Origin of the sequence: Dyadobacter sp. BE31 (assembly GCF_031457695.1) — a bacterium.
Lineage (GTDB): Bacteria > Bacteroidota > Bacteroidia > Cytophagales > Spirosomataceae > Dyadobacter.
On sequence record NZ_JAVDXA010000001.1, the window covers coordinates 2,059,936 to 2,073,455 of the forward strand.

The following is a 13,520-nucleotide window of genomic DNA, read 5'->3' on the forward strand; positions in this document are numbered from 1 at the left end:
ATCCCTGCACAATAAAGAATTGATGAGCCGCAATTTCCGCCTGAAATTTCTCAACGGCATTTTCTTTGCGCTGCAATTGCTGTGCATTATCCTTTCTTTAAACTACCTGCTTCCCCCTGCCAAAGCGCAGGAAATCGCATTTAAATCGGACAACTACTGGCTTACGCATTATACCGCCGAAACCGGTTTACCTCAAAACAGCATCAAATCCATCGCACGCGACGAGGCTGGTTTTTTTTGGCTGGCCACAGAAGACGGACTGGTGCGGTTTGATGGAAGGCATTTTCACACTTTTACGAATTCCAACTCAAAACTAGCTTCTAACCATCTCTTTCAAAGCTTTCGAGGCCCGTCAGATTTTAAACTCTATTTTCTTGACGAGACCAACACCGCACACCAGATAGCGAACGGCAAGATAACCGAAACCATCCCCTATCAAAAGAAATTCGGCGCCACAGACATGTACAATGCTCCCGAGAAGGGCACGATCATGGCATTCGAGCTGTCCAACCGGCATATTTACAACGACCACTGGAAGAATGCCGTTTTTACAGTAGGCCCAAACCGCTATTTCCGCTGCGACACGAGTGAAGTGGCCTATTTTAACCATGGCAAACAAGTATACAGGGTTCGCAACGCTGCACAAAAGGTCCTCGATTACTTTACCGTCGGGCAGGAGCTGTACCTGTTAAACCGGTCGCAGGGAAGCATTTCGCGCATCGACAAGGCAGGCCCACACCCCATTACTATTTCCGGTGATATGGCAGGAACCGCCCGAAGTACAATGCACTACCCAGGCATTGAGCTCCTGTGGAATACCTTCGCCCAGTCACCGCTGATCGCTTTCGGAGACAAAATCTACGACGTGTCCGTGCTGGGAAAGGACCTTTTTACGACCAGGATGTTGATTGAAGGTTTTGATACCGGCAAGCAAAATATTATCAGTTCTTTTTACGACAAAAACACCGGGCTGCTGATGCTCGGCAGCCATACCAAAGGGCTATTCCTTTTTACAAAAAAGCATTTTGCCGCTTTCAAGGGCAGCGAGGGCTTTTCCTTTCACGAGCAGAGCCTCTACAAAGACCGTTACATCCTGACCAGCTCGGGCACGTTCGACATTTTCTCAAAAGCTGCTGCAACACTCCCTTCTATCCAAAAAATAAGCAGCCTGAACCCATTCCTGATGAAAAACGGCTATTTGTGGACCAGCCTACGCGGCGGAACCCGCCACTTGTTCGATCGGGACGGGTCGAGGAGTCTGGGAAAATGGTATTTCGGGAAAGAGGTCACCATTTCCTATGCCGACCTCGACGGGAACCTCTGGTCGGGTTTCCGGCATGGAGAATTGCGGAAATTCGATATCCGGACGTTCAAATGGACAAGCGTCCGCATTGCCGGGCTCACTGCTCCCATTTCCTACATCCAGCAGGAAAAAAGGCGGGACTTACGTGAAAAAGTTTTCTGGGTCGGGACACACAACGGCCTGTACCGCCTTTCGATTCCGGGGTACCGTGCCGAAAAAATCAAAAACTTCGCCGGCCGGCACATTCGCTCGCTTATGGTGCGAAGGGTGGCCGACACGACGGAAATTTGGGGAACAACGTGGGAGAAAGGCCTTTTTCTGCTCAGAAACAACCGTATTACTACGTTCCCGCTCGACAGAAAAAGGCATCTGGCATCGGCGCATTGCATTATAGAAGATAAAAACGGGTTTTTCTGGGTACCTACCAACAAGGGTTTGTTTCAGGTCAGCATCAGTGACTTGCGTGCCTATTCACAGCACATTTCGCGGAGTCCGTACTATATGTATTATGATTATAAAAACGGCTTTCCCACCAATGAGTTCAACGGCGGGTGCACCCCCTGCTCGCTTACGTTGCCCAATGGGTTCTTCTCACTTCCCTCCATCAACGGACTGGTATACTTCAACCCTTCCGCGATCCGCCCCGAGCTGCCCAACAAAACATTGCTCATCGATGGGGTAGAATACAATGGAAAACGGCTCGACTACTCGGACACCCTAAGGCTCGACGAAAATTTTGAATTCATTAAACTTTCGGTGTCAACCCCTTATTTCGGGACCGCCGACAACGCGCAGATCGATTATCAACTATCGAACAGCCGTCAAACCGGCTCGTGGCTACCAGTCGCCGAGACAGGAGAGGTCGCATTCAACGGCCTTAGCAGCGGGAGGTACACGCTCTCGATCCGCAAACCAAATGGATTTGGCCCGAACAATTATACCACGAAACAGCTGGTTCTGATCGTCGCGCCGAAATGGTTTGAAACCTGGTGGTTCCGGATAGTGCTTCTGTGCGTGCTGCTGCTGGGGACTTACGCTTTTTCCAAATGGCGGACTGATACAATCCAACGGCAAAATGAGGACCTGGAACGCGCAGTTACCGAGCGCACCTCCGCCCTGAAAGCATCGCAAACCGAGCTGAGCCGCCAATTGAACATTCAGGCGCACCTGATCGCATCCATTACGCATGACGTGCGCGCGCCGCTGAAATATGTTACGCAGGCATCGCGGCAGATTCCCAAACTCAACGAATTGGGCCAACGCGAAATGCTGAACCAGGTAGGCAATGCGTTGGAGCAAAGCCTCGTGCAGATGACCAATTTCCTCGACAACCTGCTAAGCTATGTGCGGACGACACTTTACCACAATAAAGTGGAAATGTCAGAGACAGACCTTTCAGAGTTGATTGCCCGGAAACTGGAATTGTTTGAAAAGGTATTTCTGCTCTATAATAACGATGTGGCAACCGACGTGCCGCCCGGCCTCACCGTCCGCTCCAACCCGGAATTGCTGTCGGTAGTGATCCACAATCTCATCGACAATGCGAGCAAATATGCCCGCAATGGTCAGATCCGCATATTTTCGAATGTTTCGGGCCATGCGGTGCACCTCGTCATAGCGGATTCGGGCAAAGGCATCGATGAGGAAATCCGCGAATGGTTCAACAACCCGGATTCTGCGCATTCCGAATCATACGGCAATGCATCCCCGAAAGGTTTCGGCCTTGTGATCGTCAAGGAAGTGGCGCGACTGATCGGCCTTTCTGTTTTTGTAGACAACCACAACGGCTGCGAATTTCATCTCGTATTCGACACGCTCGCTTCCCGCGAGCAGCTACAATAGCACCCTTTCTGAATTTCGCCGTATTCCTATCATTATCAATCATTTACTTTTCTGCAATAAACAGTTAGATAAAAATCTATTTATCATCGGTGACATATTATTTTACACTTTTTTCGTTACTTTTGAAAGAATTAAGGGTGTGTATTAAATTTATTCTACATTTTTATAAAACAAAACCTACACTTTTGTATCTTGCCGTTGATTTATTCATGATGCCATGCGAATATGATTATGACAAACCCTTATTTCTCCGGCTTCGACCATAGTGCAGCGCAAATTCGCCGCTTTCTGCAAACACACAAAACTTTCACGCTTTTGCTCTCGGGAGGACGCATCGTTCACCACGAGGCGGAGGATGCCATCCGTTTCAGGACCTGGCTTCTGACGCATCAGATTGAAGACGTGCGCGAATCGTTTACTAAAAACTATTCGGCCTATAATTTGATGTCGGCCTAGGACAGTCCCGCCCTTTGCAGACAGTTCCCCATTCCGGCATTTGTTGCCTCACCCTTCTCATTCCTGACAATTTCTTTTCCCGCATTCCTGCCACCGGCCACGCGCCGCCCGTGTTGAAAATGTGCCTGGTTGTATCTTTGCATGAACGACGGAATGTGCCGACACCGGGGTTTCCACCGATGCCAATACTGGTTTTTTGAACCGTTTTGAGGAAGAAGTTCCGTCAGAAACAGTCTCGCTAACAGACTATTTCTGAAAAAAATACAGAAATTTTGACTTGATTAATTTTTTTATCTACCTTTGCAAGCCAAAATTACGGGTAGACAGAGATTTATATCGCAATAATTTGATACTGAGATGAAACGTACCTTTCAACCATCGAATCGCAAGAGGAGAAACAAGCACGGATTCCGTGAAAGAATGTCCACGGCAAACGGACGCAAAGTAGTTGCTGGCCGTCGTAAAAAAGGCCGTTGGAAACTGACTGTTTCTGACGAAAAACGTCACAAGCAATAAGCCACGCTTGAAGGTTTGAGTAGAGGACGGGAGTCTGGGACACATAGTCTTCATAGTCTGATAAGTTTGTAAATCACGAACTTATCAGACATTTTTTTCTACAAGAACTTGAAACAAACATTTGGTAAGAACGAGCGGCTGTGTAACCTCCGTATCATCGGCAGGCTTTTCAAAAAGGGCAGCCCGGAGGTTCAAACGTTCTACCTTTATCCATTCAGGGTGCTGTATATCTACGCCCCCGAAGCCCCCCCTCCGCTTCCACAAGTACTTTTCTCCATTTCCAAAAGGAATTTCAAGAAAGCGGTTGACCGCAATCTGATCCGCAGACGCTGCCGTGAAACTTACCGGCTGCACAAATCCGCGCTCGTGGCATTACCCGCCGAAACGCGCCCTTCCTACATTGCTTTTTTGTATCTTGCAAAAGAAATAACCTCGTACGACGTTATTGAAACGGCCATGAAGCAGTCACTCAAAAAGCTTGAAAAGCTGCCGCCTGCCTTTCTCAAAGAACAATCCAATTCCTGAACATAGATGAAAAAGTATCTTCGTTCCATTTTGCTGGCAGCTCCTGTCGTAGGCGGGCTGGCATTCGTTTCGTTCCGTCAGGACGACCGCCTTTTCGAAATCGCGCGAAATCTGGACATCTATGCCACGCTTTTCAAGGAATTGAACGCGTACTATGTCGATGAGATCAATCCCAACCAGCTGATCAAGACCAGCATCGACAATATGCTGCGTTCCCTCGACCCGTACACCGTATATTATGCCGAGGACGACATCGAGGATTACATGACCATGACCACCGGCAAATACAACGGCATTGGGGCGATGGTCAATTCCGCCGATGGCAAGCATACCGTGATGATGGTGTACGAAGACACCCCCGCGCAAAAAGCAGGATTGCAGCTCGGCGACGAGATTACGAAAATCAACGATATCGACCTGTCTACTCGCGAAGACTTTGATACCGGCAAACTGCTTAAAGGCCAGACCCAAACTGCCGTTAAACTTACTGTAAAACGCTACGGTATTACCAAACCACTCGAAATCACGCTGAACCGCGATATCGTGAAGGTGACCAACGTGCCTTACTACGGGATGCTGAACGAGGATGTGGGTTATATCGATTTGAAAGACTTCACAGCAACCGCTTCTCGCGAAGTCCGCAATGCATTCCAGGAGCTGAAAGGGAAGGGCATGAAATCCGTCGTGCTCGACCTGCGCGATAACCCGGGCGGATTGCTGAATATGGCGATAGAAATCTCGAATATATTCATTCCCAAGGGCGAAGAAGTGGTTTCGACCAAAGGAAAAGTGAGCGAGTGGAACAAAACCTACACGGCTTACAACCCGGCACTGGATACCGAAATACCCGTTGTCGTGCTGACCAATAACCGCAGTGCCTCGGCAGCGGAAATCGTTTCGGGCGTCATTCAGGATTATGATCGTGGCGTACTGATCGGCCAGAGAACTTACGGAAAAGGCCTCGTGCAAACCACACGCGACCTTTCATTCAATACCAAAATGAAGATCACTACCGCCAAATATTACATTCCAAGCGGCCGGTGTATCCAGGCGATCGATTACAGCCACCGCAACGACGACGGCAGCGTGGGCAAGATTCCCGATTCGCTCATGACCGAGTTCAAAACGCGCAATGGTCGCGTGGTATTCGACGGCGGCGGTATCTTGCCTGATATCATTACGGAAAAGGAAAACTTTTCTCCGTTGGCCGTTTCACTGGGTCGCAACCGGTTGTTCTTCGATTATGCGGTGAAATACCATTTCGAGCACCCGACCATTAAATCCGCGAAGGAATTCCAACTGACAGACGCAGACTATGCCGCATTCACGAAATGGCTGGGCGACAAGGAATACGACTATACCACCCAGGTAGAACGCGACCTGAAAGACCTGGAAGCTTCTGCCAAAAAGGAGAAATCACTGGAAGTAATTGAGGATCAACTGAAAGCATTGAAATCCAAACTGTCACACAGCAAGGATAATGACCTGCAAATCTTCAAACCGGAGATCAAAAAGATCCTGGAAGAAGAGATCATCAAGCATTACTATCTGGAAAAAGGCATGCGGGAAGCATCTTTCAATGAAGACCCCGAAGTAAAAGCGGCGCTGGCACTCTTCAAAGACCCGGCGCGTTACAGCCAGATTTTGAAAAAGAAATAATACCATCCGGCCCGTCGCTCGCGGCGGGCTTTTTGTTTTTATATGCTCTTACTCAGTATCGACACCTCGATCCGCGGATGCTCAGTGGCCGTTCACAGCGACACCGGCTTGCTGGCTGCCTACGATCTTTTTACGGATAAATCCTCGTCGGCCATGCTCACCACGCTCATGCGTGACAGCGTTACGCACGCGGGATTCGGACTTTCGGACATCGACGCGATCGTGGTCGCCAAAGGCCCCGGCTCGTATACGGGCCTGCGCGTGGGCGTATCCACGGCCAAAGGCCTGTGCTACGCGCTCGAAAAGCCGCTGATCGCCATCAATACATTGCAGGCAATGGCTTTACAGCTCGCGCCGTTCTACCCGGGACATTTGTTCTGCCCGATGATCGACGCGCGCCGAATGGAGGTTTACGCCGCGGTTCTGGATGAAAACAATGCATTTGTGCAGGAAACACAGGCAGTGATTATGAATGAAACTTCATTTGAAGACCTGCTGGCGAAGCGCCAGGTCGTGTTCTTTGGAGATGGCGCTGCGAAATGCAAGCCGATTTTGGAAAAGCATTCCAATGCGGTCTTCCCTGCGATCGATATTAAGCCATCTGCGCGAACCGTCGGTCAGCTGGGCACGATTGCATTCCAAAATGGCCAATTCGAGGACGTCGCGTCCTTTGAGCCTTACTACCTGAAAGATTTCATGTCTCCCGCGCCGCGGAAAGCCAGCACATTGGTACAGTGAACTGCGGATTTTAGGAGGTTTGCCAAACAATCGGCCACATTTTGTTGTTAGCCTTTTTGTAAATGGATTTTTAGCATGGAAACTGACGAAATAGTAAACCGGGTTGCTACCAGCGGCATTATCTCACTGGACCTGGAAGAGCTCTACCACCCCGGCGAACGCATTGTTTACGATATCAAAGACAACCTCTGGCAGGGCATGATCCTGCGTGAAAAGGATTTCCGCGACTTTCTCAAAAGCCACGACTGGGCACAGTACCAGGGCAAAAATGTGGCTATTATCTGTTCTGAAGACGCCATAGTACCCACCTGGGCCTATATGCTCCTGGCCGTGCAGCTCGAACCGTACGCGAATGCATTTGTTTTCGGTGATTTGAATGCATTGGAAGACAAACTCTTCGCCGACGCCATTGGCAAGCTGAATGCAAATGACTTTGCGGGAAAACGCGTGGTTGTAAAAGGATGTAGCAAGGTAGATGTGCCGGTATCCGCTTACGTAGCGGTAAGCAAACTTTTGAAACCCGTCGTGCAAAGCCTCATGTTCGGCGAACCTTGCAGCACGGTGCCACTTTACAAAAAGCCTAAATCTTCGGTTTCTTCCACCGACTGATCGCCTTCTTCCTTAATCAGCTTGAACGTCATCCGGTGATAGGAACAAGGGCCGTGGAGCACAATCGCTTTGCGATGGTGAATTGTGGGATACCCTACGTTTTGCTCCCAGCCATAATGCGGGAATTGCCGGGACAGGTTGCTCATCAGCTCGTCCCGGTAATTTTTTGCCAAAACCGAAGCCGCCGCAATGGAAAGGTAATGCGCATCGCCTTTGATAATGCAGGTGTGCGGGATCATCGGATAAGGCGTAAAACGGTTTCCATCCACCAGTAAATGCTCGGGGCGCACCCGCAGCTTGTCTACCGCCCGGTGCATAGCCAGGAAACTCGCTTTCAGGATATTGATTTTATCAATTTCAACATTATCCACCTCAGCCACCGCCCAGGAAACCGATTCGCGGATGATTTCCTTTTCCAGTTCCAGACGCTGCGCCTTCGTGAGCTGCTTGGAATCGTTGAGGAATGAATGCTTATAATCGCGCGGCAAAATCACGGCCGCAGCCACTACCGGTCCCGCCAGGCAGCCCCTCCCCACTTCATCCAGCCCAGCCTCGATGGCGTCGATATTGTAATAAGCTTTCAGCATTAATCTTCCAGAATATTGGCCATAAATGTACTTTTCGTCCCGATCGCCACAAGCAGCAATGTAACCGCCCAATAGAGGTAAACGCGGTAGTAATCCTTCACGTCGCGCGACAGTACGTCCCGCGACTTCACTTTTTCGAGCTGGTCGATCTGTTTGAAAACCGTTTCCAGCGTCGTGTTATCGGTAGCACGAAAATACTTCCCATTACCGATTCCAGCAATATTTTGCAGCTCACCTTCATCCATTAATGCACCTGCATGGGCTGTGGTGTCTGCTTTCGACATTTTTTTGGGCCGACCCACCGAAATCGTATAAACTTTCACCCCAAACGCATTCGCGAGCTGGGCGGAAGTCGTCGGGCCGAGGTTACCGGAAGTATTATCGCCGTCGCTGATCAGGATTGCTACCTTGCTCTCCCCAGGCGTATCACGCATGCGGTTTACGGCCACAGCCAGTGCACTACCGATAGCCGTTCCGGGCGTGGGAATGAGGCTCGGATTCACCTCGTCCAGGAAGCCATAAAGTAATTCATAATCGGTCGTAAGCGGGCAGAGCGACACCGCTTCTCCCGCAAAAACGATCAACCCGATGCGGTCCTGCAACCGGCCTTTGATAAACTGCCGCGCCATGCGCTTGGCAGCTTCCAGGCGATTAGGGCTCAGATCCTTTTCGATCATCGAATCCGAAATATCCAGCAGCAGCACAATATCAATACCTTCGGAATACTGGTCTTTCCGCTCCGAAACCACCTGCGGCCGTGCCAACGCCAACAGAATAAGGCATATCGCAAGGCCTACGCAAATAGGCTGGACAAACCGCAGCAATGTAAGCCAACTACGAAAACCCGTGACCGACGTGTAGGTGATCGTGAGCCGCTGCTTGTGCTTGCGGTGTAATGCATTTCTCAACCAAAACAAGAAGGGGACCAACGGCAGCAAATAGAGGAAATAGGGATATACCCATTCATACGACCTCAGCGTGCTGTATCCAAACCATTCCAGTGAAAACCAGTTTTCCATTCAATGTCCGGATTATGCGACGGGGCTGTCTAATACAAACTTCCTTTTGGCCCTGTACAAGCGTGTAGCTCCCGTTTTAAGCACTTCGAGATACCTTTCCATATTCCCCGACCGCCCTTGCCCGTACACAATACTGTCCATGTTTTTCAATGCGTCAGCCAGTTCGTCGTCGGGCATGTTATCAATAATTTCTCTTGTGGTGTAAGTCGCAAATGGCTTTTTCTCCAACCTTTCGAGGTAGTTTTTCCAGATAATGATCGCCTTTTCGGCGTCCTTGATATTCCCTTTTTCGCGCGCGCTACGCATGAGACGGTTAAAAGATCGCACGTATTCCAGGTGCCGGCGCTGCAATTTGAGCAGTTGCCATTGTTTGTAAATATCGCGACCAAAGACCCAGTAAATGCTTCCCACCACGCCGATAATCAACGCGACGGAGCCGATCAGCATCGAGAAGTTAAACTCCCGGCTCAGGGCAGCAAGCCGGGTTTCTTCTTTCAGTGCTGGTTTTTTACTGAGATCGATATTGTTGCTTTTGATGAGCAAAACCGAGTCAGCTGTCGTGAAAACGGCCGTGCAATCCTTTTTTTGGAATACAAAAACAGGTAACCGCAGCTTCTGCACCTTGGATACGTCGAAAGAAATGAGGTGGTAAACCGCGCTATCGAGCGTCCCGCGGGCGTCGGTGCTGGACACGTAAGTTCTTTGGGACACCAGTTCAAAAGGCGAGAAATCGTAGGTGCTGTCAGGAAAAAAAATCTCGGATTCGGGGCTGTGGCGTACGCTTAGGGAGAAATAAACAGGCTTACCCACTTCCACGCTGTCGGTCTGGAAAACCCCCTTGGGCGCGATCCGCTGTTTGTGCGCGTCTCTTGCAATGCCCGTAAAGCAAAGCAAAAAGCCTATTGCTACCGAAAAGAATACCTGAAAAACCCTAGCCATTGGATGGTGCCGAACTTTTAGTATAACGCCTCACCTTAAACAAATGGATCAGTGCCGGCACATAATCCTCCTGGGTATTGATGGAAATGTAGTCGGCGCGGTTCTGGTGGCACAGCCGTTGCAGCTCGGCACTTCTTTTTCCGAAGCGGTTGGCCATTTCCTCCCGGTACTGGCGCGAAGAAGTATTCACCCACACGGTAGTCTTCTTTTCGGCGTCGTAAAGCGGGATAATGCCCAGCCCGGGCAGATTTACCTCCCTCGAATCGTACAAATGGATCACGATGAGATCGTGCTTACGGGCGAGGGCTTTGAGGTTGTGCTGGTAATTACTATCGATAAAATCGGAGATCAGAAATATCAGGCTGCGGCGGCGGAGTACATTCAATGCCACGAGAATGGCCTCGGCGATATTGGTCTTCGTCGATTCGGGAACAAGTTTATAAAGCTCCGAAATGAGGCCGTAACCGTGCTTCATACCGTCGGACGGGCGGATATACCGCTCGTTTTTATCCGAAAAGCAGAGCAAACCCACGCGGCTCGCTTCCTGAATGGCCGAGAGCGTGAGCACCCCGCATATTTCCTTCGCAATATCGATTTTAAGCTTCTTGATCTCCCCTACCTGCTGCGACGCGCTTACGTCGAGCATGAAGAAGGCCGTTTGCTCCTTGTCCTCTTTGAAAATCTTGACAAACGTACCGTGGCCTTTCGCAGAAGTGTTCCAGTCGATCGCCCGCACGTCGTCGCCGTACTGGTACAAGCGCAGGTCGTCGAATTCCAGGCCGGACCCTTTGAAGACCGAGTGGAAATTGCCGTGACGCTCGCTGGTCACCGCTTTCCGCATTCGGATTTCATACTTCCTTAACTTTCCCAGAAACTGCTCAAACATAAGTTTTGCAAAAAAATCACCACCTTTGTCGTCTGGTGTACCTAAAACAAAGATAGGTATTTTGATAGTAAGCTACGCCCTGCGATGAAATTCACGACCGGTATAAGCCTCCTGGCCCTTTTTATGCTTCTGTTTTCGGCCTGTTCCGAGGATGAAACGCCGCCGGAAGGGACATTGTCCGAAGAAAAAATGGCTGTAATCCTGACAGACATCCACCTGGCCGAGTCGCGCGTGAACCGTTTGCAGCTGAAATCGCTCGATTCGTCGCTCATGATTTTCAACCGTTTGAAAAGTGATATCTGGAAAAAACACAAAGTTGATACCACGGCCTACCGCGAAAGCTACGCTTACTACATGAGCCACCCCGAACGCATGACAACCATTTACGAAAAAGTGAACAAGAAAATTGAGGATCGGGAGAAAAATAACAATATTAAGCTCTGAAATTTTTGTATCGCGCTCTATACTACGCATTTAACTTCTAAACTGGACAATTTCTGTGAACGATTGCATTGTAGTTATCCCTACCTACAACGAACTTGAAAATGTTGAAGCCATCATCCGGAAGGTTTTTAGCCTGAATCATCCGTTTGATCTGTTGATCATAGACGACGGGTCGCCGGATGGCACCGCAGGGGTTGTCAAGGAGTTAATGAAGGAGTTTTCGGGCCTTCACCTCGAAGAAAGAAAGGGAAAACTGGGCCTGGGTACCGCTTACATCCACGGCTTCAAATGGGCGCTCGAAAAAGGGTATAATTATATTTTTGAAATGGATGCCGACTTCTCGCATCCGCCCGAGGACCTGGTGCGCCTCTACAATGCATGTGCGAACGAAGGCCACGACGTAGCAGTCGGTTCCCGCTATATTACCGGGGTAAACGTGGTCAACTGGCCGATTAACCGCGTACTGATGTCCTATTTCGCGGGCTATTATGTGCGGATGATCACCGGAATGCCGATCATGGACCCTACCGCCGGCTTCATTTGCTACACGGCCAAAGTGCTGAACACGATCAACCTCGACAATATCCGGTTTATCGGTTACGCATTCCAGATCGAGATGAAGTTCAACTCGTGGAAATACGGTTTCAGCATTACCGAGGTGCCTATCATCTTCACCGACCGCACCAAAGGCGCCTCAAAAATGTCGAAAGGCATTTTCAAGGAAGCCATCTTTGGTGTGATCACTTTGAAACTCAATAGTTATTTCAAAAGGTATATTCCTAAGCATTCAGCTCAGAAATTGCCAGCCAACTCATAAGGCCGGTCGAAATTTCGAGCGCGCTTTCGTCGATATCGAATGTAGGTGTGTGCACGCCGGAAATAATTCCGCGCGCCTCATTACGCGTTCCGAGGCGGTAGAAGCACGAGTCGACTACCTGTGAGTAGAATGCGAAATCTTCGCCGGCCATCCACAGGTCGAGGTCAATCACGTTTTCGGCTCCTACATAACCCACTGCGGCTGTTCTGGTACGACGGGTAAGCTCCGGATGGTTTTTCAGGAATGGATACCCTTTCACAATCTCAAATTCACAACTTCCGCCCATGCCTTCGGCGATACTTTCGGCCATTTTCTTCATGCGGCGCAGGCCGTCCTCACGCCATTCCTCGTCCATACAGCGCCACGTTCCCTGAATTGTCACTTCGTTTGGAATCACATTCGTCACCCCATCGGCAATGAACCGCCCGAACGACAATACAGAAGGGTTAGCCGGATTGCGGTTGCGGCTGATAATCTGCTGCAATGCTACGATAATGTGCGACGCCATAAGCACAGGGTCCACCAGCTGATGCGGGGCCGCCGCGTGACCGCCTTTGCCTTTGACAGTCAGATACAGCTCATCCGTGCTCGCCATGTACATGCCCTCACGGAAACCAATTTTACCCACGGGAATATTGGGAGCCACGTGCTGGCCTACCATGCTCGCTGGTCTTGGATTTTCGAGCACGCCTTCTTTGATCATCAATGAAGCCCCGCCCGGTGCTTTTTCCTCAGCCGGTTGGAATACCAGCTTAATCGTCCCTTCAAACTCCTCGCGCAATGTGTACAGGATACGCGCAGTGCCCAGGAGCGACGATGTGTGCACATCGTGCCCGCATGCGTGCATCACGCCCGGGACCTTTGATTTATAAGGAACATCGTTCGCTTCGAGGATCGGCAATGCGTCCATATCCGCACGCAGACCAACGGTTTTCTTGCCCGGATTACGCCCTTCGATAATCGCTACCACGCCCGTTCCGGCAACGCCTTCTTCGGGTTGTAAGCCAATTGCTGTGAGTTCCGATGCAACGTATTTCGCCGTTTTGAACTCTTCAAATGATAACTCGGGGTTACTATGCAAATGATGGCGGTGAGCAATGATGTCTTGCGACTGATCCTTGGCAAGCGCTTTGATTTTTTCCTGAAGCTGGGACATGATATTGAAGTACTACGGGTTGTC

At 50.0% G+C, this 13,520-nt stretch carries 14 protein-coding genes; 9 read left to right on the forward strand and 5 right to left on the reverse strand.

The window, feature by feature from the left end; all coding sequences use genetic code 11:
- The first annotated feature begins 22 nt into the window (after positions 1–22).
- From J2Y43_RS08785 to J2Y43_RS08815, 7 genes are all read left to right on the forward strand, one after another.
- Positions 23–3,145, forward strand: coding sequence for an ATP-binding protein (locus tag J2Y43_RS08785; RefSeq protein WP_309992549.1), 3,123 nt, complete (start codon positions 23–25; stop codon positions 3,143–3,145).
- Between the two features lie 231 nt (positions 3,146–3,376).
- Entirely contained in the window at positions 3,377–3,601 is a 225-nt protein-coding gene (locus tag J2Y43_RS08790) for a hypothetical protein (RefSeq protein ID WP_223406243.1), read from the forward strand.
- 357 nt (positions 3,602–3,958) lie between these two features.
- A complete protein-coding gene (gene rpmH / locus J2Y43_RS08795) occupies positions 3,959–4,117 on the forward strand; it encodes a 50S ribosomal protein L34 (protein WP_015813300.1) in 159 nt (52 codons plus the stop codon).
- Positions 4,118–4,225: 108 nt separating this feature from the next.
- Positions 4,226–4,642, forward strand: a complete 417-nt coding sequence (locus tag J2Y43_RS08800) for a ribonuclease P protein component (protein ID WP_309992541.1) — start codon at positions 4,226–4,228, stop codon at positions 4,640–4,642.
- Positions 4,643–4,648: 6 nt separating this feature from the next.
- Positions 4,649–6,301 carry a S41 family peptidase gene (locus tag J2Y43_RS08805; protein ID WP_223406239.1) on the forward strand — a complete coding sequence of 551 codons (1,653 nt, stop codon included), beginning with the start codon at positions 4,649–4,651 and terminating at the stop codon, positions 6,299–6,301.
- 42 nt (positions 6,302–6,343) lie between these two features.
- Complete coding sequence (gene tsaB / locus J2Y43_RS08810; protein ID WP_309992538.1) at positions 6,344–7,039, forward strand: tRNA (adenosine(37)-N6)-threonylcarbamoyltransferase complex dimerization subunit type 1 TsaB; 696 nt, start codon at positions 6,344–6,346, stop codon at positions 7,037–7,039.
- A gap of 75 nt (positions 7,040–7,114) precedes the next feature.
- The gene (locus tag J2Y43_RS08815) at positions 7,115–7,648 is read left to right on the forward strand and encodes a DUF2480 family protein (protein ID WP_309992535.1); all 534 of its coding nucleotides are present in this window, start codon (positions 7,115–7,117) and stop codon (positions 7,646–7,648) included.
- Here the strand turns inward: J2Y43_RS08815 and J2Y43_RS08820 are convergent.
- From J2Y43_RS08820 to J2Y43_RS08835, 4 genes are read right to left on the reverse strand one after another with little or no spacing between them, the layout of a single operon-like run.
- Complete coding sequence (locus J2Y43_RS08820; RefSeq protein WP_309992533.1) at positions 7,609–8,235, reverse strand: ribonuclease HII; 627 nt, start codon at positions 8,233–8,235, stop codon at positions 7,609–7,611. The two genes, J2Y43_RS08815 and J2Y43_RS08820, sit on opposite strands and share 40 nt — an antisense overlap.
- Positions 8,235–9,254: a VWA domain-containing protein gene (locus J2Y43_RS08825; protein ID WP_309992531.1), complete on the reverse strand. Its 1,020-nt coding sequence runs from the start codon at positions 9,252–9,254 to the stop codon at positions 8,235–8,237. Before J2Y43_RS08825 ends, J2Y43_RS08820 begins: the two co-directional genes overlap by 1 nt.
- A gap of 12 nt (positions 9,255–9,266) precedes the next feature.
- Positions 9,267–10,193, reverse strand: coding sequence for a hypothetical protein (locus tag J2Y43_RS08830; protein ID WP_309992529.1), 927 nt, complete (start codon positions 10,191–10,193; stop codon positions 9,267–9,269).
- Positions 10,186–11,079 (reverse strand): DUF58 domain-containing protein, encoded by an 894-nt coding sequence (locus J2Y43_RS08835; protein ID WP_309992526.1) that lies wholly within the window; start codon positions 11,077–11,079, stop codon positions 10,186–10,188. Before J2Y43_RS08835 ends, J2Y43_RS08830 begins: the two co-directional genes overlap by 8 nt.
- A gap of 84 nt (positions 11,080–11,163) precedes the next feature.
- Here J2Y43_RS08835 and J2Y43_RS08840 point away from each other — a divergent pair, with 84 nt between their 5' ends.
- Together J2Y43_RS08840 and J2Y43_RS08845 are read left to right on the forward strand one after the other, a co-directional pair.
- Entirely contained in the window at positions 11,164–11,523 is a 360-nt protein-coding gene (locus tag J2Y43_RS08840) for a DUF4296 domain-containing protein (RefSeq protein ID WP_309992523.1), read from the forward strand.
- Between the two features lie 55 nt (positions 11,524–11,578).
- A complete protein-coding gene (locus J2Y43_RS08845; RefSeq protein ID WP_309992521.1) occupies positions 11,579–12,340 on the forward strand; it encodes a polyprenol monophosphomannose synthase in 762 nt (253 codons plus the stop codon).
- Here J2Y43_RS08845 and J2Y43_RS08850 read toward each other — a convergent pair.
- Positions 12,303–13,496, reverse strand: coding sequence for a M20 family metallopeptidase (locus tag J2Y43_RS08850; protein WP_309992517.1), 1,194 nt, complete (start codon positions 13,494–13,496; stop codon positions 12,303–12,305). The genes J2Y43_RS08845 and J2Y43_RS08850 overlap by 38 nt on opposite strands.
- Between the last annotated feature and the right edge of the window lie 24 nt (positions 13,497–13,520).